The following is a 26,569-nucleotide window of genomic DNA, read 5'->3' on the forward strand; positions in this document are numbered from 1 at the left end:
ATGGACAAACATCCGACCGACAGCCAGAACCCCTGGCTGGAGCTGCGCCGCCTGACCCCGGCGCGTATCGCCCTGGGCCGCACCGGCACCAGCCTGCCCACCGGCGCCCAGCTGGACTTCCAGTTCGCCCACGCCCAGGCCCGCGATGCGGTGCACCTGCCCTTCGACCATGCCGGGCTGAGCAGCCAACTGGCCGAACGCGGCCGCGACAGCCTGCTGCTGCACAGCGCAGCCAGCGATCGTCACAGCTACCTGCAACGCCCGGACCTGGGGCGCAAGCTCTGCGACGATTCGGCCCAGGCCCTGCGCGATCACGCATCCGCCAACCCGGGCGGGGTGGATCTGGCGGTGGTCGTGGCGGACGGTTTGTCGGCGCTGGCGGTGCATCGCCATACCCTGCCGTTTCTCGCCCGTTTTGAAGAACAGACCGCGGCCGAAGGCTGGTCGCTGTCGCCGGTAATCCTCGTGGAACAGGGCCGGGTGGCGGTGGCCGACGAAATCGGCGAGCTGCTCGGGGCGAAAATGACCGTGATCCTGATCGGCGAACGCCCGGGCCTCAGCTCACCGGACAGCCTGGGGCTATATTTCACCTACAACCCGAAGGTCGGGCTCACCGATGCCTATCGCAACTGCATTTCCAACGTGCGCCTGGAGGGCCTGAGCTACGGCATGGCGGCCCACCGCTTGCTGTACCTGATGCGCGAGGCCTGCAGGCGGCAGCTCTCGGGGGTCAACCTGAAAGACGAGGCCCAGGTGAACACGCTGGACAGCGACTCGCCCGACACCACCAAGGGCAATTTCCTGCTGGGGCCTGCAAAGCCATGACTTTTCGAGACGATTGCGCTTTTTCCAGGCTTTAGGCAGCATCGAAACACGGCTGCCCGAGTAATGAACCGTTTGCCGTCGTATCCATTCGAAGTTGAGGACAACTCATGCGGATTACTCAAGCGACCCTCGAACACCTGGATCTGTTGACCCCCCTGTTCGTCAAATACCGCGAGTTCTATGGCGCCCTGCCTTTTCCGGACTCGTCCCGGGCCTTCCTGGAAAAGCGCCTGCGCCGCAAGGAATCGGTGATCTACCTGGCCCTGCCCGACGATGACGATAAGAAACTCCTCGGTTTCTGTCAGCTCTACCCCAGCTTTTCCTCCCTGTCCCTGAAGCGCGTGTGGATCCTCAACGATATCTACGTCGCCGAAGACGCTCGCCGACAACTGGTGGCCGACAACCTGATCCGCACCGCGAAGAAAATGGCCAAGGACACCCAGGCCGTACGCATGCGTGTCTCCACCAGCAGTGACAACGAAGTGGCACAGAAAACCTATGAATCCATCGGTTTTCGCGAAGATACCGAGTTCAAGAACTACATATTGCCGATCAGCGACGACTAAACCCCTCTGCAACCACCCGATCACAACCTTCGACAGCGCCTGGGAAGACGCTGCCGAAGGCCACGATCTTTCGCCTTTGGCCAGCCAGCGCCGTCAAGACATCCCTCGCTACAAACTCAACGCCCATTTCACCTATCAGGTCTTATAATGCCGACCTTTTCGGGGCGTAAGATGAATCTGCGCCAGCTGTAAGTTTTTGCCCCAGTCATCGCACAGGCCCGCCGAGTCGGGCCGTCACCACAGGTGCCCCAATGGATTTCAACCCGATCGACCTCATCCTCCATCTCGACGTTTACCTCGACATGTTGGTGACCAACTACGGGCCATGGATCTACGCCATCCTGTTCCTGGTGATTTTCTGCGAGACCGGCCTGGTGGTGACGCCGTTCCTGCCTGGCGACTCCCTGCTGTTCATCGCCGGCGCGGTCGCCGCCGGTGGCGCCATGGACCCGGTGCTGCTCGGCGGCCTGCTGATGCTGGCGGCGATCCTCGGCGACAGCACCAACTACATCATCGGGCGAACGGTGGGCGAACGACTGTTCAGCAACCCGAACTCGAAGATCTTCCGCCGCGACTACCTGCAAAAGACCCACGACTTCTACGACCGACACGGCGGCAAAACCGTGACCCTGGCGCGTTTCCTGCCAATCATCCGTACCTTCGCACCCTTCGTCGCCGGCGTGGCCAAGATGCCGTACCCGCGCTTCTTCGCCTTCAGCGTGGCCGGCACCATCCTGTGGGTCGGCGGCCTGGTGACCCTGGGCTACTTCTTCGGCAACGTGCCGTTCATCAAGAAAAACCTGTCGCTGCTGGTGGTGGGGATCATCCTGCTGTCGCTGGTGCCGATGATCATCGGCGTGGTGCGCAGCCGCCTGGGCCGCTCGGCGGCAAAGGCTGAAAGCCACTGATCGCTATGTGGCCCCTCAGTGCCTGGCGCCGCCGGCGTCGGCTGGCCAAGCACCCGGTTGCCGATGAAATGTGGCAACGGGTGCGCCAGCACCTGCCCTTTCTCGACGGCCTGAGCGATGCCGAGGACCAGTGGTTGCGGGAAACCAGCGTCCTGTTTCTCGACGACAAGCACCTGAGCGCCCTGCCCGGGGTCGAGCTGCACCAGTTCGAACGCCTGCTGCTGGCCGCCCAGGCCCAGTTGCCGCTATTGCACCTGGGAGATTTGAACTGGTACCAGGGCTTCCACGAAATCGTCCTCTACCCCGACGACTTCCTCAGCCCCCAGCGCCATCGCGATGCCAGTGGCGTCGAACATGAATGGGACGGCGAACACAGCGGTGAAGCCTGGCAACAGGGCCCGATCATCCTGGCCTGGCCCGGCGTGCTCGCCAGCGGCGGCTGGGAAGCCTACAACCTGGTGATCCACGAGCTGGCGCACAAGCTGGACATGCTCAACGGCGACGCCAACGGCCTGCCGCCGCTGCACAGCGACATGCGCATCAGCGACTGGGCGCAGGTGATGCAGGCGGCCTACGACGACCTCAACCGCCAGCTCGATCACAACCCGGACGCCGAAACCGCCATCGACCCTTACGCCGCGGAAAACCCCGCGGAATTCTTCGCCGTCACCAGCGAGTACTTCTTCAGCGCCCCGGATCTGCTGCACGAGGCCTATCCGAAGGTCTACCAGCAACTGCAGCTGTTTTACCGGCAGAATCCGCTGGCCCGGCTCCAGCAATTGCAGGCCAGCGACCCGCACTACCAGCAACACTGAGGCGTCCTGCCGGAACGCGCCCGCTGGCGAAATAATCGTCGATCCTGACGGGTGTCTCTGAACTAAACAGGCTGCGGCGACTCTTCTTTTCGCAAGCAATCGAGCGTCGACCGACGGCTCCTGCATAGGGTTCGCGGCGTTTGGCCCAAGGCGTCCATACGTCCTTCGGTACGTGGCATAGCCCTTGGAATATGCCTATAATCGCCGCCACTTTTTGGTCAATCCGGCCAAGACATTTTGGTCAACTAACGGGGGCATCGCCCAATGAGCTACAGCAAGATTCCGGCTGGCAAAGACCTGCCGAACGACATCTACGTCGCAATCGAGATTCCGGCCAACCACGCGCCGATCAAATACGAAATCGACAAAGACAGCGATTGCCTGTTCGTTGACCGTTTCATGGCCACCCCGATGTTCTACCCGGCCAACTACGGCTACATCCCGAACACCCTGGCCGACGACGGCGACCCCCTCGACGTGCTGGTCGTGACCCCTTACCCGGTGGCTCCAGGCTCGGTCATCCGCGCCCGTCCGGTCGGCATCCTGAACATGACCGATGACGGCGGCGGCGATGCCAAAGTCATCGCTGTACCACACGACAAGCTGTCCCAGCTGTATGTCGACGTGAAGGAGTACACCGACCTGCCGCCACTGCTGATTCAGCAGATCGAGCACTTCTTCGCGAACTACAAAGATCTCGAAAAAGGCAAATGGGTGAAGATCGAAGGCTGGGACGGCGCCGACGCCGCCCGCGCCGCGATCACGAAGTCGGTTGCCGCCTACAAAGGCTAAGCAGCTGCAAGCTTCCAGCGCCAAGCTTCAAGAAAAAGCCCTGCTGACCCGGGGCTTTTTTATGCCTGTCGAATGCCCTCCCCGTAGGAGCGAGGCTTGCCCGCGATCTCCCCAGAACAACACTCCATCCCCCGCCAATCACACCCTCCGATACAAAACGCCTCTGCTTTTCACCCTCGTCACAGGCTCCGGCTAACGCTTTGCGCTGGGAATTCTCTTCGAATATCAGTATGCTGCGCCCCACCTTTGCGCATCGACCTGTTCAACCGGTCAGATCCGCCCGACGCGGCAGATGATTTTCTCGCCAAGTCCCACAGCCAGCCGCAAGAGCTGGGTGTACGTTTTGCAGGCTGGTGCGGTTTACCAAAAATGAACCAAGCCAGTCCCCGAGAAGCCGGCCACAAGCCGGCTTTTTAATGCCTGGAAAACCCTGTTCATGCGTAACCCGATGGGACCGGACAGGTCATCGGCCCCCGTTTCTGCCCCGGCAAAAGTAAGGTTCTTCGCTTTCTATTGAGCGACTTTTCCTAGAAACTCCCACCCGCTTGCGCCTGTGAAACCTGCTGTCTAGGCTCGGCCTGTCACTGCTTATTCAGTGATCGGGTTTAGCAGCTCGAAACATCACATTGGGCGCATCGATGTCACCGGTCGGTAGATTTTTTATTCTGCCTGTCATGGTGGCTGTGCGCAGGGCATCTTCGGATGCGTCGGTTTTCCAATGTGACCGGCCTGCTAACCTGCGTACAGCTGCCACCCCATCGTTTAGCAGCGACATCTGGCAGCTCCACTCACGTTGGAGATGCACCATGAAAAAGCTTGTTCCCGATCCGCCCCTGCCCGGGCAATTCAGAACCCCCGAACACGATCTCGCCACCCAGCGCATCCGCCTGGCCCTGGCCGCGAATACAGCTGAAACCTCAATCCTCGGCAACCTGAAAGCCACCGCCCCGGCGTCAGCGCCGAAGAGGCCTTGGTGCATGTGTCGCTACTACTGGATTGCGCGGTACAGGTCAGCGACGAGATCAGCGAACGCGCCAGCGGTGTGGAGCGCGGGCTGATCTGGTCGATGATCCACTCGATGGAGATGGCCAATGCCGTAGTGAGCGCGTTGCTCGACACTAACCGGCCGGCCGAGGCTGGCGCGGGGCGTTAAAAATCGGCGAACGCTGGAACGGGGCGAAGCTCATTCGCCCCGTGCTCCATGAATTCCCGCCAGGCGTGTTAGGCAGGACCGCCCCCCCGACATTGGCGGCTCGGCCCAGCCATCAAGACGCCCCATGTACCCGCGCCGTCATGTCCAACCCCAGTGCACGCATCACCGCCAGCAGGGTCTTCAGGGTCGGGTTGCCCTTGTCGCTGAACGAGCGATACAGCTGCTCGCGGGACAGCCCGGTTTCATGGGCCAGCTCAGTCATGCCCTTGGCCCGCGCCACCACACCCAGGGCTTTGGCGATATAGCCGGCATCACCGGTTTCGAAGGCGTCCGCCATGAACAGGGCGATGGCTTGCGGGTCGCGCAAGGCCGTGGCGGGGTCATAGTCGAATAGTGGTTCGTTCATGATCGACTCCAACGACGGGCCAGGTATTTGGCCAGTTCGATATCGCGGCTCTGGCGACTCTTGTCGCCGCCGCACAACAGGATGACGAGTTGCAAGCCGCGCTGCTGGAAGTAAACCCGGTAGCCCGGCCCGTAATGGATGCGCAACTCACTGACGCCTTCGCCCACCGGGGACACGTCCCCGGCAAGACCGTTGGCCAGGCGAAAAATCCGCGCAGCAATCAACGCCCTGGCTCTGGAATCCTTGAGCCTGTTTTCCCACTCCATAAAGGTCGCGGTCTGTTTGATCTCGATCATCCCGCGACTGTAGTTTGAAGACTACAGCATTTGAAAGCGTATTTGTATTGCAAAGCGCTGCCAACGCACAGGCCGATAGCGATCCGGGCCACAGCGTGTTGAAATCGAGCACTCGGTCATAAATCTGATGTCTCAACGGCTCAATGTCTTAACTCCTGTAAGGACGTCCCCATGAGAAAGCTGTTCCCCCTGCTGCTCCTCGCCGCGGCTTTCCATCAGCCCCTCGCCTTCGCCGACTGCGCCAGCTCGCCCAAGCCGGTGGCCGAGGCCTTCTACAACTGGTACCTGCAGAGTTTCAGCAACGAAAAAGACCCGATCACCGATGACCTGCCGCACCTGCAGCAGTACGTCACGCAAACGCTGATCGAACGGATCAAGAAGCAGATGAGCAGCCCCGAGGGCCTGGAAGAGGATTATTTCCTCAAGACCCAGGACTACATGGATGAGTGGCTGACCCAGATCAAGGTCAGCGAACCGCAGGTGCAAGGCACCTCGGCGCATGAGTCGGTGACCCTGGGTAATACGCCGGATACCACGCAGATCGTCGACCTGCTGCTGGTCAAGGACAAAGGCTGCTGGAAGATCAACGAGGTGCTGGCCACCACGGATCAGAGCGAGTGATCCGCGGCGGCCGGCCAAGCAGGATCAGATATCGAGAATGATCTTGCCGAAGTGCTGGTTGCTTTCCTGATAGCGGAAGGCATCGACCATCGCGTCCAGGGCGAAGTGCTTGTCGAGGATCGGATGCATGCCGTTGGCGTCGATCGCGCGGACCATGTCCTGCTGCTGCCGGCGGCTGCCCACCAGCACGCCTTGCAGACGCAGTTGCTTGACCAACGCGGTGACGATCGGGAACTCACCGGCAACCCCCGTCAGGATGCCGATCACCGAGATATGGCCACCGACCCGCGCAGCGATCATCGACTGCTCCAGGGTGGAGGGGCCGCCGACTTCGATCACGTGATCGACGCCACGGCCGGCGGTGAGCTTCTGCACGGTTTCGCCCCATGTCGGGTCCTGGCGGTAGTTGATCAGGTGATCGGCGCCGAGGGCTTTCAGCCGCTCCAGCTTGGCATCGCTGGACGAGGTGGCGATCACGGTAGCGCCGAGCATCTTGGCGAATTGCAGGGCGAAGATCGACACGCCGCCGGTGCCTTGCACTAGTACGGTATCGCCAGCGGTCACCCGGCCGTCGTCCACCAGCGCACGCCAGGCGGTAAGGCCGGCGGTGGTGAGGGTCGCCGCTTCCGCGTGGCTCCAGCCCTTGGGTGCACGAGTAAAGGAGGTGGCACGGGCGGTGACGACTTCCCGGGCGTAACCATCCAGGCCATCGCCCGGCACCGTGGCGAAACCTATGACATTCGGCCGGCCGTCCAGCCATTCGGGGAAGAAGGTGCTGACCACCGAGTCGCCAACGGCGAATTCACTGACACCCTCGCCCACCGCTACCACTTCACCGGCGCCATCGGCCATCGGGATGCGCGACTCAGTCGGGCCCCACATGCCGCTGACCACCGCGAAATCGTGGTAGTTGAGGGAGCTGGCGCGCAGGCGCACGGTGATTTCGCCCGCTTGTGGCGCCGCGGCCGGCGCCTCGCCGACCACTACTTTGTCGTAGCCACCACCGGGTTGTACGTAGATTGCTTTCATGAACAGATCCTCCTGGGTTGCCTTTTCATTTCGAAAAATAACGAAATGTTCAAGTAAAAAAACTCAGAGTTCGCGCTTCAGTTGCTCGGCAAAAGCAGCAATGGCCGCTTCGTTACGGCGAAAGTAAGTCCATTTGCCGATACGCGTGGCCTCGACCAGCCCGGCCTGCTGCAGGATCGCCAGATGGCTGGACGTGCTGGACGCCGAAAGCGCGGCCTTGTGCTGCAGGTGAGTCATGCAGATGCCGATTTCTTTCGGCGCGTCATGCCCCTGGGGCGGGAAGTTGCCTTCCGGATCCTTCAGCCATTCGAGCATCTGCATACGGATGTCGCTGGCCAGGGCTTTGATTTGGTCGATGAGCATGGCGAGGATACTACGGACTTTTACGAAATGTTCAAGATCCGAGCAATATCCCCGCCCGTCCACCTATTACTTGCTCTCGACGATCGGCCCCGGCGCTTTCACCTGGGTCATCAGGTCATCGTCCCACTGCCCTTCCACCTTGATCTGGGCCAGGGCCCCCAGCTCCATGGCCTCGATCAGGTTGTGGCTGAGGTACACGTAGGTACCCGGCTGCTTGAAGGTGTACAGCGCCGCGACCGCGGAGCCGCCGGGGATAAACCAGGTTTCCATGTTGCGTTGCGGCGGGTTGGCGAATTTGCCGGTGGTCCAGACCCAGTCCCCATGGCCACCAATCAGGTGTGGACGGCTGTCGCGGTTGGCCTGGGAATGGATGAACAGCACGCTTTCACCGACCTTGGAGGTCAGCGCGTTGGCACCGGTCAGGGCGCCGACACGGCCGTTGAACACCACGTGGCTCGGAGTCAGGGTGCGCATGACCGCACGGGTGTCCTGGTAGCTGGACGCCAGGTCCGGGTAGTCCTTGTAGTGGCCGTTCTTGTCCTTGGGGATATACAGGTCGGATTCGCCTATGGTGTAGACGCGGTCGTAATGCAGGGGCTTGCCCTGAGGGTCGCGCAGGCCGTCACGGGGTAGCACCATCAGTGCGCCGTTCATGCCCGACACCACGTGCCACGGCACCATGCCTTGCGGCGCGCAATGGTAGACAAAGGTACCGCTGCGATCAGCCTTGAAACGCAGCACCACTTCCTGCCCCGGCACCACCTGGGTCAGGCCCGCCCCGCCCAGGGCGCCGGTGGCCGCGTGAAAGTCGACGTTATGGGGCATGCTGTTGGTCGGCGGATTGACCAGTGTCAGCTCCACATAGTCACCCTCATGCACCACCAGCGTCGGGCCGGGCATGGACCCGTTGAAGGTCATGGCCTGGAGCGTGGTGCCCTGGTCGTCGATGACCATTTTTTTCTCTTCGACACTCATGCGGAACTGCACCACCTTGGGCGGCCCGTTGACCACTTGCTCATGAGGATGAACCAGCGGCGGTGCGACCAGCTCGACCTGCACCCGCTGCAAACCCTCTGCCCCACCGGCCAGGACCAGGCTGCTGGCACAACTGCCAAGCAGCACCCAGGCCCCCAATACACTTCGAAAAACACTCATTGCAGCTTCTCCTTGCCAATCAACGATGGGGCATTGCAAGGCAAGTGCGCGCAACTTTCCTTGTCGTAAAGCAAGAAATGGCGACAGAAGGTCGACCCGCGCAACCGGCCCCTGACCCAGGGCAGAAAATCGCCCTGCCGAGCCGTTCGCCAATCGCCGCTCATTTGCCCCAAAACCCCATGTCTGCTAGTGTCGCGCCGGTTTAACGTCAACCGGGATAGCCGCCATGGCCCGCAAAAAAGCTGCCTTAGATTTCGAACAATCCCTCGCCGACCTGCAAACGCTGGTCGAGCGTCTGGAGAACGGCGAGCTGTCGCTGGAAGACTCGTTGACCGCCTTCGAGCAAGGCATCGGCCTGACCCGCGATTGCCAGGCGGCGCTGGCCCAGGCCGAGCAGAAGGTGCAGATCCTGCTGGAGCGCGATGGCGAGCTGGCCGAAGAACCCTTCGACGCGGAACAGCCAGAATGATCGCGGCCTATCAGGCCAGCAGCCAGGCCCGGGTCAATGCTGCACTGGAAACCCTGTTCCACGCGCCAAGCCCGGAGCTGGCCCGTCTTTACCAGGCCATGCGCTACAGCGTGATGAACGGCGGCAAGCGCGTGCGCCCGCTGCTGGCCTACGCCGCCTGCGAAGCCCTCGGTGCACGGCCGGAACAGGCCAACGGCGCGGCCTGCGCGGTGGAGCTGATCCACGCCTATTCCCTGGTGCACGACGATCTACCGGCGATGGACGACGACGACCTGCGTCGCGGCCAGCCAACTACCCACAAAGCCTTCGATGAAGCCTGTGCGATTCTCGCCGGCGACGGGTTGCAGAGCCTGGCCTTCAGCGCCCTGCTCGACCCGCGCCTGAGCGATTCGAACGCTGAGATCCGCCTGCGGATGGTCAGCGCCCTGGCCCTGGCCGCGGGCCCGGCGGGCATGGTCGGCGGCCAGGCCATCGACCTCGGTTCGGTGGGTCTCAAGCTCGACCAGAAAGCTCTGGAGTACATGCACCGGCACAAGACCGGCGCGCTGATCGAGGCCAGCGTCAAGCTCGGCGCCCTGGCCAGCGGCCGGGCCGAAAAAGACGAGCTCAAGTCCCTGCAGACCTATGCCCAGGCCATCGGCCTGGCGTTCCAGGTGCAGGACGACATTCTCGACGTGGAAAGCGATACCGCGACCCTCGGCAAACGCCAGGGTGCCGACATCGCCCGGGACAAACCGACCTACCCGGCCCTGCTCGGCCTGGAAGCGGCCAAAGCCTATGCCCTGGAACTGCGCGATCAGGCCCTGCACGCACTGCGACCCTTTGACGCGGGCGCCGAGCCCCTGCGGGAGTTGGCGCGTTATATCGTCGAACGACGCAGTTGATCGACCCCGGCGCGGCAGACCGCATATCGGCCAAGTTCCGCGCTCTGCGTGGGCAGCTTGCGATGCATAAGGTAAACTGCCGCCTCTTTTATACCTATAACGATTCGCCTGATGCCCACGACGTTTCATGAGATTCCCCGCAAGCGCCCGACCACGCCCCTGCTCGACCGTGCCAACACGCCGGACGGCCTGCGCCGGTTAGGCGAAGCCGAGCTGGAAACCCTGGCCGATGAGTTGCGCCTGGAATTGCTCTATACGGTCGGCCAGACCGGTGGGCATTTCGGTGCCGGCCTGGGCGTCATCGAGCTGACCATCGCGCTGCATTACGTCTTCGACACGCCGGACGACCGTCTGGTGTGGGACGTGGGTCATCAGGCTTATCCGCACAAGATCCTCACCGGTCGTCGCGAGCGCATGGCCAGCCTGCGCCAGAAGGACGGCCTGGCCGCCTTCCCGCGGCGTTCCGAGAGCGAGTACGACACCTTTGGCGTCGGCCACTCCAGCACCTCGATCAGCGCGGCGCTGGGCATGGCCATTGCCGCCCGCCTGCAGAACAGCGAGCGCAAGGCCATCGCGGTGATCGGCGACGGCGCCCTGACCGCGGGCATGGCCTTCGAGGCGCTGAACCACGCGCCGGAAGTGGACGCCAACATGCTGGTGATCCTCAACGACAACGACATGTCGATCTCGCGCAACGTCGGCGGCCTGTCCAACTACCTGGCCAAGATTCTTTCCAGCCGTACCTACGCCAGCATGCGCGAAGGCAGCAAGAAGGTGCTGTCGCGCCTGCCCGGCGCCTGGGAAATCGCCCGCCGCACCGAAGAATACGCAAAAGGCATGCTGGTTCCCGGCACCCTGTTCGAAGAGCTGGGCTGGAACTACATTGGCCCGATCGACGGCCACGACCTGCCGACCCTGATCGCCACCCTGCGCAACATGCGCGATCTCAAGGGCCCGCAGTTCCTGCACGTGGTGACCAAGAAGGGCAAGGGTTTCGCCCCGGCGGAAGTCGACCCGATCGGCTACCACGCCATCACCAAGCTCGACCCTCTGGACAGCCCTGCCGCCGCGCCGAAAAAGGCCGGTGGGCCGAAGTACTCCGGGGTGTTCGGCGAATGGCTGTGCGACATGGCCGCTGCCGACCCGCGCCTGGTGGGCATTACCCCGGCGATGAAGGAAGGCTCGGACCTGGTGGCCTTCAGCGAGCGCTTCCCGCTGCGCTACTTCGACGTGGCGATTGCCGAGCAGCACGCCGTGACCCTGGCGGCCGGCATGGCCTGCGAAGGCGCCAAGCCGGTGGTGGCGATCTATTCGACCTTCCTGCAGCGCGGCTACGACCAGCTGGTGCATGACGTAGCGGTGCAGAACCTCGACGTGCTGTTCGCCATCGACCGCGCCGGCCTGGTGGGCGAAGACGGCCCGACCCACGCCGGCAGCTTCGACCTGTCGTTCCTGCGTTGCATCCCCGGCATGCTGGTGATGACCCCGAGCGACGAGAACGAGCTGCGCAAGATGCTCAGCACCGGCCACCTGTACAACGGCCCGGCCGCCGTGCGTTATCCACGCGGTACCGGCCCGAACGCCACCATCGAAAAGGACCTGCAGCCGATCGAGATCGGCAAGGGCGTGGTCCGTCGCCAAGGCAGCAAGGTCGCCCTGCTGGTATTCGGCGTGCAACTGGCCGAGGCGCTGAAAGTCGCCGACAAGCTGGATGCCACTGTGGTCGACATGCGTTTCGTCAAGCCGCTGGATGAAGCCCTGGTATGCGAAATCGCCGCCAGCCACGAACTGCTGGTGACTATCGAAGAGAACGCCATCATGGGCGGCGCCGGTGGCGCGGTCGGCGAGTTCCTGGCGCGCGAGGCGATCCTCAAGCCGATCCTGCACCTGGGCCTGCCGGACCTCTACGTCGAACACGCCAAGCCGGCGCAGATGCTGGCCGAATGCGGCCTGGACGAAGCCGGTATCGAAGCCGCCGTACGGGCACGCCTGCAACGGCTCGGCCTGTAACCTGTAAACCTTAAAAGCGACGGCCCCTTCGGGGCCGATCGCAGCCTTCGGCAGCGGCTACAGGAGTTATCCCCCCGCTCCCGCCTCGCTCGCCAAGCGCCACGGATTGCCGATGAAACCCGCCCTCCTCGTCCTGCCCATTGCCCTGCTGCCCACCGGCCAACTGCTGGCCGACACTCTCGACCGCGAACAGGCCCTCAAGCTGCCCGACACGCTGATCAGCGCCAACCGCCAGGTAGAGGCCCGCAACGACAGCAGCGCCGCCAACACCGTGTTCACCCGCGACGACATCGACCGCCTGCAACCCTCCAGCGTCACCGACCTGCTGCAACGGGTGCCTGGCGTGCAAGTGGCGCAGAGTGGCGGCCGGGGCAGCCTGCCGGGGATCTATATCCGCGGCACTTCGTCGGCGCAGACCCTGGTGCTGGTGGACGGCCAGCGCATCGGCAGTTCGAGCTCCGGCGACAGCAATCTGCAGCATCTGAATATCCAGCAGATCGAGCGGGTGGAAGTACTGCGCGGTTCACGCTCGGTGATCTACGGCAGCGACGCCATCGGCGGGGTGATCCAGATCTTCACCCGGCGCAGCGCCGAGCAGGGCCTGCAACCCCGCCTGCACCTGGGAGTGGGTAGCCACCAGAGCTGGGAGCGCAGCATCGGCCTGTCCGGCGGCGACCAGCAGACCCGCTTCAGCCTGGGTGCCAGCCTCGACGACACGGCCGGGAGCAATCGCACCCATGAGTCCTATGCCAGCGATCGCGACAATGACGCCTACCGCAACCAGTCCCTCAGCCTGAGCCTGAGCCACGCCTTCAACGACGACTGGGAAGCCGGTCTGAACCTGCTGGATAACCGCGGTAAAAGCGAGTTCGACAACCCCTTCGGGCGTTCGTATTTCAATGGCAACGCCTTCGAGAGCCTCCCCCAGAAGCCCTACAGCGAATTCGCGGTCAGCAGCTTCAGCAGCTATGTCGACGGGCGTATCAACGACGTCTGGAAGTCGCGCCTGGAGCTGGGCCACAGCGAAAACCGCGAGAAGACCTTCGACAAGCTCAGCAACGAACGCACGGTGTTCAACACCTATCGCGACTCGGTCAACTGGCAGAACGACCTGACCCTCGACGAACGCAACAGCCTGATCGGCGGCGGCGACTGGTACCAAGACCGGGTCAACAGCAGTACCGCCTTCGCCGAAGACAGCCGCTGGAACCGCGCGGCCTTTGTCCAGCATCGCTTCAAGGCCGACAGTTTCTCCACCGAACTGGGCCTGCGTCGTGACCAGAACCAGCAGTTCGGCGGTCAGAACAGCTGGAGCGGCACCCTCACCCTGCCGTTGAATGCAGACAACGATGTCCTGCTGACCTACAGCGAAGGCTTCCGCGCCCCGACCTTCAACGACCTGTATTACCCCGACTTCAGCAACCCCGACCTCAAGCCCGAGACCTCGAAAAGCTACGAATTGCAATGGCGCAGCCAGTTGAGCGAGAGCACTCGCCTGGAGACCTCGCTGTACCGCACCGACCTGGAAGACGCGATTATCTTCGGCAGCAATTCGCGCCCGCAGAACGTCGCCTCGGCACGCATCAACGGCTTCGAGGCGACGCTGCAGCAGGAGTTGTTCGGCTGGCAGAGCAATCTGGGGCTGGCGATCATCGATCCCCGCGACCGCGACACCGGCCACACCCTGGCCCGTCGTGCCCGGCGCACCTTGAGCCTGGACCTGGATCGGCAGTTCGACCGCCTGGGCCTCGGCGCCAGCTGGCAAGCAGTGAGCAGCAGCTATGACGACCTGGCCAATCAGCAACGCCTCGACGGCTATGCCCTGCTGGGCTTGCGCAGCAGCTGGGCGCTGACTCGCGAAGTCCGGCTGGAACTGAAGGTCGACAATCTGCTCGACAAGTCCTACAGCCGGGTGCTGTACAGCCATGACGGCGCGCAGTACGGGTATCGGGAGCAAGGCCGGGCCTGGATGTTCGGGGTGACCTGGACGCCGGAGCTTTAGTCAGGTCGGGCCTGTAAGAACGCTATCGCGGGCAAGCCTCGCTCCTACACGGGGATTGCACATTTTTCTGTAGGAGCGAGGCTTGCCCGCGATGCGCTAGCTGCGGCTACTCGGAATCAAGCAACTCACAGAGCTTGGCCGTCGCGGCGATCATCTGCCCGCTCGGCCGCTCCAGGCCTTTATCGCTGATCAGCAACAACCTGCCTTGCGCCACCGCCTTCAATTGCGGCCAGGCTTTCCAGGCGTCAAGTTGCGCCTGGGTGCTGGCCAGAATCACTTCAGGGTTGCGCTGCAACACCGACTCGACGCTGACCTGGGGCGCCGGCAGCGGCAGGTCGGCAAACACGTTGCGCGCGCCGCACACACTCAAGGCATCACTGATGATTTGCCCGCCGCCCACGGTGTACAGCGGCTGGTCCCAGACCTGATAGAACACCGCCAGGGGCGCGCTGCGGGCATAGCGTTGCCGCAGGCCGGCCAGTTGCTGCCGCAACTCATTGGCACGCTCCAGGCCACGTTGCGGGCGCCCTAGCCGGGCGGCAACGGTTTCAATTTGAGTGGTGAGCTGGTCGAGGCTGTGGGGTTCGGCCACCAGGGTCGGGATGCCCAGGCGAGCGAGCTGCTCGCGCTGGGCCGGGCCGACGCTGCCGGGCCAGAGCAGGAGCAGATCCGGCCTGAGGCTGAGCAGCCGCTCCATGTCCAGCTGGCCGTAGCGGCCCACCGACGGCAGGTTGTGCAATTGAGGGGGGCGCTCGCCGGCGTCGAGCACACCGACCAGCAGGTCGGCGGAATCCAGTTCGACGACGATTTCCGATAGCGAAGGCGCAAGGCTGACCACGCGCTCCACGGCCAGCGCCGGGCCTGCGAGGGCCAGCAGCAGGACTGCCAGCCAGCGGCGCATCAACCGAGCTGACGCGGGATGCGGTAGAGGTAGAACAGCACCGCGGTGGACAGCGCCAGCAGGATCAGCGGCAGCGCTTCCAGGCCGACGAATACCGCCAGGGCACCGACCCAGGCCGGCAGGGCCGCCGCCAGAAACGCCGCGCGACGGCGGGCCGCCAGCTCGATCCAGGCCGCTGGCTCTTCGGGGGTATCGAGGGCTTTATGGGTGGCGATCAAGGCCCGTTTGTAGCCGCCGAAAAAGCGCAGGCTGACAAACATCGAAGCTACGCCAGCAATGAAAAACGGCATCGCCAGGATCGGCAGCAGCGGCTCGCCCTGGCCAAACACCAGGTTGATCACAAACAGCGGCAGCAGCGCCAGCGCCAGGTATTGCCACCAGCTGACGGCCAGGCGCCGCCGGACCTGACCGCGGGTCACGCCCGGTCTACCTCGCCCTGGTGCTCGTTGCCCATCATGTGGTCGAGCTTGCTGGCCTTGGTGGCCAGGTAGAGTTTGTTGTGCGGGTTGTGGCCGGTATGCAGCGGAACGCGCTCGGCGACGACTATGCCCATCTCGGTCAGGGCCTTGACCTTGCGCGGGTTGTTGGTCATCAGCCGCAGGGATTTCACCCCCAGGTGCTCGAGCATCGGCAGGCACATGGCGTAGTCACGCTGGTCGGCGGCAAAGCCCAGGCGTTCGTTGGCTTCCACGGTGTCGGCGCCGCCATCCTGCAACTCATAGGCGCGGATCTTGTTGAGCAGGCCGATGCCGCGGCCTTCCTGACGCAGGTACAGGAGCACGCCACGGCCTTCGCGGGCGATCGCCTGCAGGGCGGCTTCCAGTTGCGAACCGCAGTCGCAGCGCTGGCTGAACAGGGCATCGCCGGTCAGGCATTCGGAGTGCAACCGGCCGAGCACCGGAGCGCCATCGGCAATATCACCCAGGCTGAGCACGACGTGCTCGCGGCCGGTGGCTTCATCGAGAAAACCGTGCATGGTGAATTGCGCAAAAGGGGTAGGCAGCTTGGAAGCGGCAACAAAAACGACGGGCACCGTTGTGCTCCTGATCTGTATGGGACTGGAGATTCGCAGAGGCGGCATTGTAACAGCAGCTTCCGACAGACGCTTAGGCTGAATTATCGGACATAAAGATCGAGAAGTTAGATCAACGGTCTTCAGGCGGACGCCCGGTATCGAACGGATAGGGCTGCTGCCAGCGCTGGAAAATCGGGCGCAAACGGCCATTTTTCACCAACTCGGCCATCCGCCGATCGAACAGGGCGCACAGCACCCGCCCACGTTCATTGTTGGCAAAACCCAGGAACAGTGGCAGTTCGGCCAAATGGCTGCGCCGGAACTGCGAGCGGTCCCCGGCCTGGGACAGGACAACATCGACCTCGGTCAGGGCATCGATATAGAAGTCGGCGCGGCCTTGCTGGAGCATCGGCAAGATACCGACACGCCGGCGGATTTCATTGAAACGCTGAATATTGGGCAAGTAGTCCTGGTAGCGATAGCCGCGTACCCAGACCAGGCGGTAGTTGCCGAGCGTGGCCAGGGTCGGCGGCGGGTTCGTCGCCAGGCCCAGGCTATAGATATGGTCGGTGTCGTAATTCCAGCGCGGATACAGGGCGCCATCGGTTTCGTCCCGATAGGAGCCGACCAGGGCGTCGACTTCACGCCGCTGCACCAGCCCGACCGAGCGGGTGTACGGCACGCTGCGCATGTCGAGCTTCACGCCCTGGGTCTCGAAGACCTCGCGCAGGATATCCCAGGCCATGCCCTGGCCATCGGCCTGGGTGTAGCTGTCCCACTCCTCGCTGGCCACCCGGATTTCGCCGGGAAGCGCCGCCGGCTCGGCGGCCCGGACCAGGCTGGCGGTCAAGACACAGAGCATTACCAGCAGAATGCGAACGGCCGGCATGGCTGATTCCTCAGGTAAAGCACCACACCAGCCCCTGCATCGCCAACCAGGCGAAGACACCGGCCAGCACGTCGTCGAGCATGATCCCGATACCACCGTGCACATGCCGGTCGATCCAGCGAATCGGCCAGGGCTTGAGAATGTCGAAGAAGCGGAACATCAGGAAACCCGCCAGCAACCACTGCCAGCCTTCCGGCACCAGCCACAGGGTGATCCACATGCCGACCATTTCGTCCCAGACGATGCCTTCGTGGTCATGCACCCGCAGGTCGTCGGCCACCTTGCCGCACAGCCAGAAGCCGAACAGCATGGTGATGCCGAGCATCAGCCAGTAACCCCAGTCCGGCAGCATCTGCCACAGCGGGATGAACGGTAGCGCCACCAGCGAGCCCCAGGTACCCGGAGCCTTGGGCAAGGTGCCCGAACCGAAGCCGAAGGCCAGAAAATGCCAGGGATTACGCCAGACGGAGGGCGGCACGAACTCTGCCGGAACCTGTTTGGGATGATCTGTCACGGTGTCTCCCGAAAATGTTGATAGCCCCGAGTGTTCGGGGTGATGTCCCGCCCCTCGGCATCCAGCAGCACCACGCCCTGCCCGGCCACGACCCGGCCCAGCACATGCACCGGCCAGCCGGCGGCGAGCAGCGGCGCCAGCTCGGCTTCGGGCAAGGTGAAGACCAGCACGTAATCGTCACCGCCGCTGAGTGCCGCCGAGCGGGCGCCATTCTCACCGAGAAAGCTCAACAACGCCCGGGACATCGGCAGTTTTTCACTTTCGATCAGCAAGCCGACAGCTGAAGCGGCAGCAATGTGCCCGCAGTCGGCCAGCAGGCCATCGGAGATATCCATGGCCGCGGTAGCCTTGCCGCGCAGCGCCTGGCCCAGGGCCAGTTGCGGTTGCGGCGACCAGTAATGGGCCAGTAAAGGCTCGGCGACCGCCGGCTCGGCGCTGCGTTGTCCGAGCACCAGGGGCAGGGCACCGGCGCCATTGCCCAGCTCGCCGCCGACACACAGCAGGTCGCCCGGACGGGCACCACTGCGGGTCAGGGCCTGGCCGGCGGGCACGCGACCGAACACGGTCATGGTCAGGGTCAACGGGCCGCGGGTGGTGTCACCGCCTACCAGGCGCACGCCGCAGCTCTGCGCCATGGCGCTCAGGCCGTTGGCATAGGCTTGCAGCCAACCGGCGTCAACCGTCGGCAGGGTCAGGGCAAGGGTGAAGGCGACAGGCGCGGCGCCCATGGCCGCCAGGTCGCTGACCGCCACCGCCAGCGAGCGCTGGCCGAGCAGGAAAGGGTCGCAGGGATCTGCGAAATGCACACCGGCCACCAGGGTGTCGGTGGAAATCGCCAACTGTTCGCCAGGGGGAACAGCCAGCAAGGCGCAGTCGTCGCCAATCCCCAGTGCAACGCCCTCGCCGCCCTGCGCACAAGGCGCGGCAGCGAAGAAGTTACGGATCAGCTCAAACTCGCCCATGGCAGCTGCAAGCGCGGATCAGCGCTTGAATGCCTTCACTTCAGCTTCACGCAGACGCGGGGCCAGCTTGTCGAGTACGCCGTTGACGAACTTGTGGCCGTCGGTGGAACCGAAGACCTTGGCCAGCTCGATACCTTCGTTGATCACAACGCGGTACGGCACATCGACACGCTTGAGCAGTTCCCAGGTGGACAGGCGCAAAACCGCCAGTTCGACCGGGTCCAGCTCTTCGATGGTGAGGTCCAGGCAAGGGGTGAGAGCGTTGTCGATCTCATTCTTGTTGGCCGGAACGCCGTGCAGGATCTCACGGAAGTAGGCACCGTCGATGTCGGTGAAATCGTTGTCGACCCGGAACTGCGCTTCGATCTCGTTCAGCGAGTGCTTGGCCATGTGCCATTGGTACAGCGCCTGGGTCGCGAGCTGACGGGCTTCGCGACGCTTGGCGCTCTTGGATGGCTTGCCAGCGTCCGCAGGTTTCGGATCACGCGGGTTGAAACGATCGCTATCGTCGCTAATCACTTGGCCTCCAACTGCGCCAGCAGGCTGACCATTTCCAGAGCGGACAAGGCAGCTTCAGCACCTTTGTTGCCGGCCTTGGTGCCGGAACGTTCGATGGCTTGCTCGATCGAGTCGACGGTCAGCACGCCAAAGGCGACCGGTACGCCGAACTCCATGGACACCTGGGCCAGGCCCTTGGTGCATTCGCCCGCCACGTATTCGAAGTGCGGAGTGCCGCCACGAATGACCGCGCCCAGGGCGATGATCGCCGCGAACTCGCCCTTCTGCGCGACTTTCTGCGCAACCAGCGGAATCTCGAAGGCGCCAGGGGCACGAATCACGGTGATGTCGCTTTCGCTCACGCCGTGACGGACCAGGGCGTCAACGGCGCCGCTGACCAGGCTTTCGACGACGAAGCTGTTGAAACGGCCGACCACCAGGGCATAGCGGCCTTTGGGGGCGATGAAGGTACCTTCGATGGTCTTCAGGGTCATTCGACAAATCTCTTAAAGAGCCGGAGCGCGTTCACTACGCGCTCACTAGTGATATTTGAACCGCGAATTTCAAGCCCGCAACAACCGGCTTTTATTCGGAGGGCACGTATTCTACAACTTCCAGGTCGAAACCGGATATCGCATTAAATTTCATCGGCGCGCTCATCAGGCGCATTTTGCGTACACCCAGGTCGCGCAGGATCTGCGAACCGGCACCGACGATGCTGTAGGTGGTCGGTTTTTTCGCAGGCACGTGCTCGGCCGTTTCGCGGATATGCGCCAGCAGCACGTCGCCGTCCAGCGGGTGGCCCAGCAACAGCACCACGCCGCTGCCGGCCTCGGCCACCGTGGCCATGGCGGCCCGCAGGCTCCAGCGGCCAGGCTGCTTGACCATCAGCAGGTCGCGCAACGGGTCCATGTTGTGCACGCGAACCAGGGTCGGTTCTTCGGCGCAGATGTTGCCCAGGGTCAGCGCCATGTGCACGTCGCCTTCCACCGAATCACGGTAAGTCACCAGGTTGAACTGGCCCAATTCGCTGTCCAGCGGCTGCTCGGCAATCCGCTGAACGGTACGTTCGTGGATCATCCGGTAGTGAATCAGGTCGGCGATGGTGCCGATCTTGATGTTGTGTTCGGCGGCGAAGGCTTCCAGCTCGGCGCGACGGGACATGGTGCCGTCGTCGTTCATCACTTCGCAGATCACCCCGCTCGGCTCGAAACCGGCCATGCGCGCCAGGTCGCAGGCGGCTTCGGTGTGGCCGGCGCGAGCCAGGGTGCCACCCGGCTGAGCCATCAGCGGGAAGATGTGGCCCGGGCTGACAATGTCTTCGGCCTTGGCGTCCTTGGCGGCGGCAGCCTGCACCGTGCGTGCGCGGTCGGCGGCGGAGATGCCGGTGGTCACGCCGGTGGTGGCCTCGATGGAAACGGTGAACTTGGTGCCAAACCCGGAACCGTTGCGCGGCGCCATCAAAGGCAGCTTGAGCAGCTCGCAACGCTCGCGGCTCATCGGCATGCAGATCAGGCCGCGGGCGTGCTTGGCCATGAAGTTGATGTGTTCGGCCTTGCAGCACTCGGCGGCCATGATCAGGTCGCCTTCGTTCTCGCGGTCTTCGTCATCCATGAGGATGACCATCTTGCCTTGGCGGATGTCTTCAACCAGTTCTTCGATGCTGTTGAGCGCCACGCGGCACCCCCTTGAGTCAGGATTTGAGGTAGCCGTTAGCGGCCAGAAAACTTTCGGTGATGCCACCGCTCGAAGGCTCCGCGGCCTTGTCGCCCAGCAGCAGGCGCTCCAGGTAGCGCGCCAGCAGGTCGACTTCGAGGTTGACCTGCCGACCCGGCCGGTAGTCGGCCATGATGGTTTCGGCCAGCGTGTGCGGGACGATGGTCAGCTCGAACTCGGCGCCATTGACCGCGTTGACCGTCAGGCTGGTGCCATCGACGGTGATCGAGCCCTTGTGGGCGATGTACTTGGCCAGGTCCTTGGGCGCGCGGATGCGGAACTGGATGGCGCGGGCATTTTCTTCCCGGGCCACCACTTCGCCGACGCCGTCGACATGGCCGCTGACCAGGTGACCGCCCAGGCGGGTGGTCGGGGTCAGGGCCTTTTCCAGGTTGACCCGGCTGCCGGCCTTCAACTGATGGAAAGCGGTGCAGTCCAGGGTCTCGCGGCTGACGTCGGCCCAGAAGCCGTCGCCCGGCAGTTCCACCGCGGTCAGGCAGACGCCGTTCACCGCAATGCTGTCGCCCAGCTTCACGTCGCCCAGGTCGAGCTTGCCGGTTTCCACATACACCCGCACATCGCCACCCTTGGGGGTCAATGCACGGATGCTGCCGATGGATTCGATGATGCCTGTAAACATGGAGTCCTCCTCGAGAACAGGGTCGCCGCGTGGCGAAGGCCCGAAATTATACGCTCGCTGCTGGCAGAGGAATGGCAATGACTCGCCAGTCATCGCCTACGGCGCGCATTTCAATGATTTTCAGCCGCGGCGCCTCGCTCATCTGCGCCAGCGGCCAGTCGAGCAGCGGCCGGGCCGTAGAGCCGAGGAACTTGCCGGCGACAAAGATCTGGTACTCGTCCACCAAACCTTGCTGGGCGAACGCCCCCGCCAGGCGCGGGCCGGCTTCCACCAGCACCTCGTTGACGCCGCGGGCAGCCAGCTCGCCCAACAGCCGACGCAGGTCCACCTGGCCATCGGCGCCCGGCACGATCAGGCATTCCGGACCGTTGGCATACTGTTCTTCCACCGCCGCGCAGGTGGCGACCAGCGCCGGCCCCGCCTTGAAGAACGGCGCATCGAGCGGCACCCGCAAACGGCCGTCGATCAACACGCGCAAGGGTGGACGGCTCATGGCCAGGGCGGTCTGTTCCGCATCCAGCCCCAGCTCCTCGGCCCGCACCGTCAGCCGGGCATTGTCCGCCAGCACCGTGTCGGCACCGGTCAACACCACGCTGGCCTGGGCCCGCAGGCGCTGCACCGCGGAACGCGCGGCGGGGCCGGTGATCCACTGGCTTTCGCCACTGGCCATGGCGGTGCGCCCGTCCAGGCTCATGGCCAGCTTGACCCGCACGAACGGCAGGCCGTGCTCCATGCGTTTGAGGAAACCCTGGTTGAGGGCACGGGCTTGCTGCTCCATCACCCCGCTGTGGGTAGCGATGCCGGCCTGGGCCAGGCGCTGCAGGCCACGGCCGGCGACTTCCGGGTTGGGGTCCTGCATCGCCGCCACGACCCGCGCCACGCCGGCATCCACCAGGGCATCGGCGCACGGTGGCGTACGGCCGTGATGGCTGCAGGGTTCGAGGGTCACGTAAGCCGTGGCGCCGCGGGCGTTGGCACCGGCGGCACGCAGAGCGTGGACTTCGGCATGGGGCTCGCCGGCCCGCACATGCCAGCCTTCGCCGACGACCTGGCCGTCGCGCACGATCACGCAACCGACCCGGGGGTTGGGGTGAGTGCTGAAACGGCCTTTTGCGGCCAGCTCCAGGGCGCGCGCCATATAGTGGGCGTCGAGCACCGCCTGTTCGCTGGAGGTATTCATTCTTTGCCCGGCTCGCGGGCGAGACGGTCGATCTCTTCGCGGAACTCATTGAGATCCTGGAACCGTCGGTAGACCGAAGCGAAGCGGATATAGGCCACTTCATCGAGCTTTTGCAGCTCGGCCATCACCAGTTCGCCGACGACCAGGGATTTGACCTCGCGCTCACCAGTGGCGCGCAACTTGTGCTTGATATGCACCAGCGCGGCCTCCAGGCGCTCGACGCTGACCGGACGCTTTTCCAGGGCACGCTGCATGCCAGCGCGGAGTTTTTCTTCGTCGAAGGGCTGGCGGCTGCCGTCAGTCTTGATCAGGCGCGGCAACACCAGTTCGGCGGTTTCGAAAGTGGTGAAACGCTCACCGCAGGCCAGGCATTCACGCCGGCGGCGCACCTGTTCGCCTTCGGCGACCAGACGCGAGTCGATGACCTTGGTGTCGTTGGCACCGCAGAAGGGACAGTGCATGGTGGCAGGCAACAAAAAAAGGGAGGGCCATGGTAGCGCATCCCACTGGCAAGACAAGCCATAGCCTTTACGGTATACAGACCGACTATTATGTTTTGCACATGGAATTTCGCCTTGTTGGAGCTTCGCATGCCACTACGACCGCTCGTTTTGCTCAGCCTTTTCAGCCTGCTGGTGGCTTGCAGCAGCGACGCCCCGAAACCGGCCGCCTCCACCGTGCCGCCCCAGCAGAGTGTGAAAAAAGCCCGGGAATCCACCGACCTCGGCCCCCTGCCGGCCTACCAGCGTGAACTGAGCGGCACCCTGCAGGGCGTACCAAGCGGTGCCGAAGTGGAACTGGCGCTGCTGGTGATCGACGAGCGCGGCCGGCCGCAACGTTTGCTGGCCAGCAGCAACCTGATCGGCAACAACAAGGTCCTGCCGTTTCGCCTGCGCTTCAATCCCGATGTCTTCCCGGTAGGCTCCCGCGTTGAACTGCGCGGCCGTGCCAGCCAGTCCGGCCAGTTGATCCTGCACCTGCCGGCGCAACTCATCACCCAGCCGACCACCCAGGCCGTGGGCCAGCTGCAGTTCGTCAAAGCACCATGACCCCACCGCTCGACCTGCAACGCGCCCTGAGCGAACTGCTGGGCGACGCCCAACTGGTGGCCTGCGAACTGCCGGACACCGAGCTGAAGCTGTGGTTGATCGATGCCGACAACATGGACCGCGCCTTCACCCCGGAAGAAACCCGGCGAATTCTCCACGAACCGCCGTACTGGAGTTTCTGCTGGGCCAGCGGCCTGGCCCTGGCACGCTATCTGGCCGAGCATCCGCAGTGGGTGCAAGGCAAGCGGGTCCTGGATTTCGGCGCCGGCTCCGGTGTGGCCGGTATCGCGGCGCTGAAAGCCGGCGCGCTGGAAGTGGTGGCCTGCGACCTCGACCCGCTGGCCATCGCCGCCTGCAAGGCGAATGCGACGCTCAACGGGGTTGAACTGGGTTACTCCACGGACTTTTTCGCGCAAGCGGATCGCTTCGACCTGATCCTGGTGGCCGACGTGCTCTACGACCGCGCCAACCTGCCGCTGCTGGATGAGTTCCTCAGCCGCGGACGCCAGGCGCTGGTGGCGGATTCCCGGGTCAAGGACTTCCAGCATCCGCTGTACCAACGCCTGGAAATGCTCCACGCCCTGACCCTGCCGGATCTGGCCGAGCCCTGGGAGTTCCGCGATGTGAGCCTGTATCACGCGCAGCGCGATTGATGAAGGACAAGTCACCTTGTGCTCTATCGAGCAACGTCCAGCAGCATCTGCAGGAGCGCGGCTTGCCCGCGAAACAATCTACCGGCCACCCGATACCCCGCTTTCAGCCGCCCCCCGCCAAGCCTTATAGTTGGCCCATTCACGTTCTTCGAGATCCCCCATGAGTCAGGACACGCCGTACATTTTCGACGCCAGCACCGCCGACTTCGACCAGTCGGTGATCGAGAACTCGTTCCACAAGCCGGTGCTGGTGGATTTCTGGGCCGAATGGTGCGCGCCCTGCAAGGCGCTGATGCCGATGCTGCAACAGATCGCCGAGAGCTATCAGGGCGAACTGCTGCTGGCCAAGGTCAACTGCGATATCGAGCAGGACATCGTTGCCCGCTTCGGCATTCGCAGCCTGCCGACCGTGGTGCTGTTCAAGGACGGTCAGCCGGTGGACGGTTTTGCCGGGGCGCAACCGGAATCCGCGGTGCGCGCCATGCTCGAACCCCATGTGCAGATGCCACCGCCCAAGGCCGCCGACCCGCTGGAGCTGGCTGAAGCGCTGTTCGCCGAAGGGCGCATCGCCGATGCCGAAGCCACGCTCAAAGTGCTGCTGGGTGAAGACAACAGCAACGCCAAGGCCTTGATCCTCTACGCCCGCTGCCTGGCCGAACGCGGCGAACTGGGCGAAGCCCAGACCGTACTCGACGCGGTCACCGGCGATGAACACAAGGCGGCGCTGGCCGGGGCCAAGGCGCAGATCACCTTCCTCAAGCAGGCTGCCGACCTGCCGGACAGCGCCGAGCTGAAAAGCCGCCTGGCGCAGGACCCGCAAGATGACGAGGCGGTGTATCAGCTGGCCATCCAGCAACTGGCGCGCCAGCAGTACGACGCGGCGCTGGATGCCCTGCTCAAGCTGTTCATCCGCAACCGCAGCTACAACGAAGGCCTGCCGCACAAGACCTTGCTGCAAGTGTTCGAGCTTCTGGGCAACGACCACCCGCTGGTGACCACCTACCGTCGCAAGCTGTTCGCCGCGCTGTACTGATTCATAGCTGATAGCCGCGCCGGTTTATCGCAAGCCGGCGCAGCCCTCGCCTACTCGATCCAGCTGTAGAGCGGCGTATCGCCGCCGCTCACCACCTTGACCTGTGCGCTATGGCGCAAACGCACCAACAGCCGCTTGCCCGCCACGGCGCTGCCGGTCAGGCCTTCCAGTTGCTCCAAAAGATCCGGGCCGCTCAATTGCCCGGCCTTGCGCAGCAGGTCCTGGGTGATCTGCCACAACGCATCATCCTGGCTCGCCGGCTTGGCCACGGGCGCGCCGCTTTCGGCTTTGGCCGCCTGCAACGGCGTCCCCAGTCGGGCACTCAACTGATCCCAGTCGGCCCCGTCCAGTTCCAGGGTCAAATCCACCGGCCATTCGCCGATGCTTCCACGAATCCGCACCATCGCTCTGCTCCCGAAATTTTCTGACGAGCATGCTCCCATGCGTCTTGCGCAACGCCAAGCAGGCGGTCAAACTCTCGCCACTTCCGTTATAAGATTACATAACATTATTTTCATGTTCGCTCCCGGAGACTTGCCATGCGTCGTCTGCTGCTCGCCCTGCCGTTCGCCCTGTTGCCCCTGGCCATCGCTCACGCGGCCGAAAAACACGACCACGACCATGAGCACGGCAGCCTCGGTGCTCACGAGCATGGCGTGGCCCGCCTGAACGCGGCACTGGACGGCCAGACCCTGGAGCTGGAACTGGAAAGCCCGGCGATGAACCTGGTGGGCTTCGAGCACGCCGCCAGCACCGACGCGGACAAGGCCAAGGTCGCCGCCGTGCGCGCCCAGCTGGAAAAACCGCTGGCGCTGTTCAGCCTGCCGCCCGCCGCCGGTTGCGTGGTGGCGCAACAGGAACTGGAAAGCCCGCTGTTCGGCGACAAGCCCGAAGATCACGACGAAGACCATGACGACGCGAAGAATGCCGGCGGCCACGAGCATCATCACGAACACAGCGAGATCCATGCGCACTACCAGTTCACCTGTGCCACGCCGGGCGCGCTGAAGAACCTGGACCTGGCCGGCGTGTTCAAGACCTTCCCCGCCACCCAGAAAATTCAGGTACAACTCATCTCGCCAAGTGGCCAGCAAGGCGTGGAAGCGACCTCCAAGGCCGCCAGCCTGAAGTTCTGACCGCAACTCCTGTAGCCGCTGCCGCAGGCTGCGATCGAGCCCGAAGGGGTCATTGCTCTTGAGGTTTTCGCAAGGTCCTGCGGACCTTA

General features: G+C 63.7%; 32 protein-coding genes and 1 pseudogene. 15 read left to right on the forward strand and 18 right to left on the reverse strand.

Annotation, left to right across the window (positions count from 1 at the left end; all coding sequences use genetic code 11):
* From eutC to AC3RCP_RS28365, 6 genes and pseudogenes are all read left to right on the forward strand, one after another.
* The gene (gene eutC, locus AC3RCP_RS28340) at positions 1 to 825 is read left to right on the forward strand and encodes an ethanolamine ammonia-lyase subunit EutC (RefSeq protein WP_492571897.1); all 825 of its coding nucleotides are present in this window, start codon (positions 1 to 3) and stop codon (positions 823 to 825) included.
* Between the two features lie 107 nt (positions 826 to 932).
* Positions 933 to 1,391, forward strand: coding sequence for a GNAT family N-acetyltransferase (locus AC3RCP_RS28345; protein WP_007924092.1), 459 nt, complete (start codon positions 933 to 935; stop codon positions 1,389 to 1,391).
* 251 nt (positions 1,392 to 1,642) lie between these two features.
* Positions 1,643 to 2,299, forward strand: coding sequence for a DedA family protein (locus tag AC3RCP_RS28350; protein WP_007924093.1), 657 nt, complete (start codon positions 1,643 to 1,645; stop codon positions 2,297 to 2,299).
* A 5-nt stretch (positions 2,300 to 2,304) separates the two neighbouring features.
* The gene (locus tag AC3RCP_RS28355; RefSeq protein WP_053262809.1) at positions 2,305 to 3,114 is read left to right on the forward strand and encodes a M90 family metallopeptidase; all 810 of its coding nucleotides are present in this window, start codon (positions 2,305 to 2,307) and stop codon (positions 3,112 to 3,114) included.
* A 264-nt stretch (positions 3,115 to 3,378) separates the two neighbouring features.
* Positions 3,379 to 3,906, forward strand: coding sequence for an inorganic diphosphatase (gene ppa, locus AC3RCP_RS28360; RefSeq protein WP_003228599.1), 528 nt, complete (start codon positions 3,379 to 3,381; stop codon positions 3,904 to 3,906).
* Positions 3,907 to 4,712: 806 nt separating this feature from the next.
* Positions 4,713 to 5,059 (forward strand): annotated as a pseudogene (locus AC3RCP_RS28365) (hypothetical protein).
* 112 nt (positions 5,060 to 5,171) lie between these two features.
* On the opposite strand, the gene AC3RCP_RS28370 reads toward AC3RCP_RS28365, so the two are convergent.
* Together AC3RCP_RS28370 and AC3RCP_RS28375 are read right to left on the reverse strand one after the other, a co-directional pair.
* Entirely contained in the window at positions 5,172 to 5,465 is a 294-nt protein-coding gene (locus AC3RCP_RS28370; RefSeq protein ID WP_007924096.1) for an addiction module antidote protein, read from the reverse strand.
* Positions 5,462 to 5,761 (reverse strand): type II toxin-antitoxin system RelE/ParE family toxin, encoded by a 300-nt coding sequence (locus AC3RCP_RS28375; protein WP_007924097.1) that lies wholly within the window; start codon positions 5,759 to 5,761, stop codon positions 5,462 to 5,464. Before AC3RCP_RS28375 ends, AC3RCP_RS28370 begins: the two co-directional genes overlap by 4 nt.
* Before the next feature lie 171 nt (positions 5,762 to 5,932).
* Here AC3RCP_RS28375 and AC3RCP_RS28380 point away from each other — a divergent pair, with 171 nt between their 5' ends.
* Positions 5,933 to 6,382, forward strand: a complete 450-nt coding sequence (locus AC3RCP_RS28380) for a DUF3828 domain-containing protein (protein ID WP_492571898.1) — start codon at positions 5,933 to 5,935, stop codon at positions 6,380 to 6,382.
* Between the two features lie 24 nt (positions 6,383 to 6,406).
* Here AC3RCP_RS28380 and AC3RCP_RS28385 read toward each other — a convergent pair whose 3' ends face one another.
* The 3 genes from AC3RCP_RS28385 to nirK form a co-directional block, all read right to left on the reverse strand.
* Positions 6,407 to 7,411, reverse strand: a complete 1,005-nt coding sequence (locus tag AC3RCP_RS28385) for a zinc-dependent alcohol dehydrogenase family protein (RefSeq protein ID WP_092420571.1) — start codon at positions 7,409 to 7,411, stop codon at positions 6,407 to 6,409.
* Between the two features lie 63 nt (positions 7,412 to 7,474).
* The gene (locus AC3RCP_RS28390) at positions 7,475 to 7,774 is read right to left on the reverse strand and encodes an ArsR/SmtB family transcription factor (RefSeq protein ID WP_007924100.1); all 300 of its coding nucleotides are present in this window, start codon (positions 7,772 to 7,774) and stop codon (positions 7,475 to 7,477) included.
* A 66-nt stretch (positions 7,775 to 7,840) separates the two neighbouring features.
* On the reverse strand, positions 7,841 to 8,929 hold the full coding sequence (nirK, locus tag AC3RCP_RS28395; protein ID WP_492571899.1) for a copper-containing nitrite reductase: 1,089 nt from the start codon (positions 8,927 to 8,929) through the stop codon (positions 7,841 to 7,843).
* A 226-nt stretch (positions 8,930 to 9,155) separates the two neighbouring features.
* On the opposite strand from nirK, the gene AC3RCP_RS28400 reads away from it, so the two are divergent.
* The 4 genes from AC3RCP_RS28400 (at position 9,156) to AC3RCP_RS28415 (ending at position 14,294) form a co-directional block, all read left to right on the forward strand.
* The gene (locus AC3RCP_RS28400) at positions 9,156 to 9,398 is read left to right on the forward strand and encodes an exodeoxyribonuclease VII small subunit (protein ID WP_007924102.1); all 243 of its coding nucleotides are present in this window, start codon (positions 9,156 to 9,158) and stop codon (positions 9,396 to 9,398) included.
* On the forward strand, positions 9,395 to 10,282 hold the full coding sequence (gene ispA, locus AC3RCP_RS28405) for a (2E,6E)-farnesyl diphosphate synthase (RefSeq protein WP_101339231.1): 888 nt from the start codon (positions 9,395 to 9,397) through the stop codon (positions 10,280 to 10,282). The genes AC3RCP_RS28400 and ispA overlap by 4 nt, the downstream gene beginning before the upstream one ends.
* A 111-nt stretch (positions 10,283 to 10,393) precedes the next feature.
* Positions 10,394 to 12,292: a 1-deoxy-D-xylulose-5-phosphate synthase gene (dxs, locus tag AC3RCP_RS28410; protein WP_007924104.1), complete on the forward strand. Its 1,899-nt coding sequence runs from the start codon at positions 10,394 to 10,396 to the stop codon at positions 12,290 to 12,292.
* 112 nt (positions 12,293 to 12,404) lie between these two features.
* A complete protein-coding gene (locus tag AC3RCP_RS28415) occupies positions 12,405 to 14,294 on the forward strand; it encodes a TonB-dependent receptor domain-containing protein (RefSeq protein WP_492571900.1) in 1,890 nt (629 codons plus the stop codon).
* Positions 14,295 to 14,400: 106 nt separating this feature from the next.
* On the opposite strand, the gene AC3RCP_RS28420 is transcribed toward AC3RCP_RS28415, so the two are convergent.
* The 12 genes from AC3RCP_RS28420 to nrdR all read right to left on the reverse strand — a co-directional run bounded on the left by AC3RCP_RS28420 (position 14,401) and on the right by nrdR (position 23,070).
* Positions 14,401 to 15,195: a cobalamin-binding protein gene (locus tag AC3RCP_RS28420; RefSeq protein ID WP_101339233.1), complete on the reverse strand. Its 795-nt coding sequence runs from the start codon at positions 15,193 to 15,195 to the stop codon at positions 14,401 to 14,403.
* Positions 15,195 to 15,614 carry an MFS transporter gene (locus tag AC3RCP_RS28425; RefSeq protein ID WP_492571901.1) on the reverse strand — a complete coding sequence of 140 codons (420 nt, stop codon included), beginning with the start codon at positions 15,612 to 15,614 and terminating at the stop codon, positions 15,195 to 15,197. The genes AC3RCP_RS28420 and AC3RCP_RS28425 overlap by 1 nt, the downstream gene beginning before the upstream one ends.
* Positions 15,611 to 16,228, reverse strand: a complete 618-nt coding sequence (gene ribA, locus AC3RCP_RS28430) for a GTP cyclohydrolase II (protein WP_007924108.1) — start codon at positions 16,226 to 16,228, stop codon at positions 15,611 to 15,613. The genes AC3RCP_RS28425 and ribA overlap by 4 nt, the downstream gene beginning before the upstream one ends.
* Before the next feature lie 112 nt (positions 16,229 to 16,340).
* Positions 16,341 to 17,099, reverse strand: a complete 759-nt coding sequence (locus AC3RCP_RS28435; RefSeq protein WP_087091869.1) for a substrate-binding periplasmic protein — start codon at positions 17,097 to 17,099, stop codon at positions 16,341 to 16,343.
* A 10-nt stretch (positions 17,100 to 17,109) separates the two neighbouring features.
* A complete protein-coding gene (locus tag AC3RCP_RS28440) occupies positions 17,110 to 17,613 on the reverse strand; it encodes a phosphatidylglycerophosphatase A family protein (RefSeq protein WP_053262819.1) in 504 nt (167 codons plus the stop codon).
* Positions 17,610 to 18,575 carry a thiamine-phosphate kinase gene (gene thiL / locus AC3RCP_RS28445; protein WP_492571902.1) on the reverse strand — a complete coding sequence of 322 codons (966 nt, stop codon included), beginning with the start codon at positions 18,573 to 18,575 and terminating at the stop codon, positions 17,610 to 17,612. The genes AC3RCP_RS28440 and thiL overlap by 4 nt, the downstream gene beginning before the upstream one ends.
* A gap of 18 nt (positions 18,576 to 18,593) precedes the next feature.
* Positions 18,594 to 19,094 (reverse strand): transcription antitermination factor NusB, encoded by a 501-nt coding sequence (gene nusB, locus AC3RCP_RS28450; RefSeq protein WP_007924115.1) that lies wholly within the window; start codon positions 19,092 to 19,094, stop codon positions 18,594 to 18,596.
* A complete protein-coding gene (ribH, locus tag AC3RCP_RS28455; protein WP_007924117.1) occupies positions 19,091 to 19,567 on the reverse strand; it encodes a 6,7-dimethyl-8-ribityllumazine synthase in 477 nt (158 codons plus the stop codon). Before ribH ends, nusB begins: the two co-directional genes overlap by 4 nt.
* 91 nt (positions 19,568 to 19,658) lie before the next feature.
* Entirely contained in the window at positions 19,659 to 20,750 is a 1,092-nt protein-coding gene (ribBA, locus tag AC3RCP_RS28460; protein ID WP_007924126.1) for a bifunctional 3,4-dihydroxy-2-butanone-4-phosphate synthase/GTP cyclohydrolase II, read from the reverse strand.
* Positions 20,751 to 20,766: 16 nt separating this feature from the next.
* A complete protein-coding gene (locus tag AC3RCP_RS28465; protein WP_007924128.1) occupies positions 20,767 to 21,429 on the reverse strand; it encodes a riboflavin synthase in 663 nt (220 codons plus the stop codon).
* A 46-nt stretch (positions 21,430 to 21,475) separates the two neighbouring features.
* Positions 21,476 to 22,609, reverse strand: a complete 1,134-nt coding sequence (gene ribD / locus AC3RCP_RS28470; RefSeq protein ID WP_007924130.1) for a bifunctional diaminohydroxyphosphoribosylaminopyrimidine deaminase/5-amino-6-(5-phosphoribosylamino)uracil reductase RibD — start codon at positions 22,607 to 22,609, stop codon at positions 21,476 to 21,478.
* Positions 22,606 to 23,070 carry a transcriptional regulator NrdR gene (gene nrdR / locus AC3RCP_RS28475; protein ID WP_007924133.1) on the reverse strand — a complete coding sequence of 155 codons (465 nt, stop codon included), beginning with the start codon at positions 23,068 to 23,070 and terminating at the stop codon, positions 22,606 to 22,608. Before nrdR ends, ribD begins: the two co-directional genes overlap by 4 nt.
* Positions 23,071 to 23,199: 129 nt before the next feature.
* Here nrdR and AC3RCP_RS28480 point away from each other — a divergent pair, with 129 nt between their 5' ends.
* The 3 genes from AC3RCP_RS28480 to trxA all read left to right on the forward strand — a co-directional run bounded on the left by AC3RCP_RS28480 (position 23,200) and on the right by trxA (position 25,344).
* Positions 23,200 to 23,658, forward strand: a complete 459-nt coding sequence (locus tag AC3RCP_RS28480; RefSeq protein ID WP_492571903.1) for a hypothetical protein — start codon at positions 23,200 to 23,202, stop codon at positions 23,656 to 23,658.
* Positions 23,655 to 24,311, forward strand: coding sequence for a class I SAM-dependent methyltransferase (locus AC3RCP_RS28485; RefSeq protein ID WP_101339237.1), 657 nt, complete (start codon positions 23,655 to 23,657; stop codon positions 24,309 to 24,311). The genes AC3RCP_RS28480 and AC3RCP_RS28485 overlap by 4 nt, the downstream gene beginning before the upstream one ends.
* 160 nt (positions 24,312 to 24,471) lie before the next feature.
* Positions 24,472 to 25,344, forward strand: a complete 873-nt coding sequence (gene trxA, locus AC3RCP_RS28490; protein WP_007924137.1) for a thioredoxin — start codon at positions 24,472 to 24,474, stop codon at positions 25,342 to 25,344.
* Positions 25,345 to 25,394: 50 nt separating this feature from the next.
* Here the strand turns inward: trxA and AC3RCP_RS28495 are convergent, their stop codons facing one another.
* Positions 25,395 to 25,748: a hypothetical protein gene (locus AC3RCP_RS28495; protein ID WP_492571904.1), complete on the reverse strand. Its 354-nt coding sequence runs from the start codon at positions 25,746 to 25,748 to the stop codon at positions 25,395 to 25,397.
* A gap of 135 nt (positions 25,749 to 25,883) precedes the next feature.
* On the opposite strand from AC3RCP_RS28495, the gene AC3RCP_RS28500 reads away from it, so the two are divergent.
* Positions 25,884 to 26,480, forward strand: coding sequence for a DUF2796 domain-containing protein (locus AC3RCP_RS28500; RefSeq protein ID WP_101339238.1), 597 nt, complete (start codon positions 25,884 to 25,886; stop codon positions 26,478 to 26,480).
* The last annotated feature ends 89 nt before the right edge of the window (positions 26,481 to 26,569 follow it).

This window comes from Pseudomonas sp. GW822-FHT05A08, assembly GCF_058800485.1.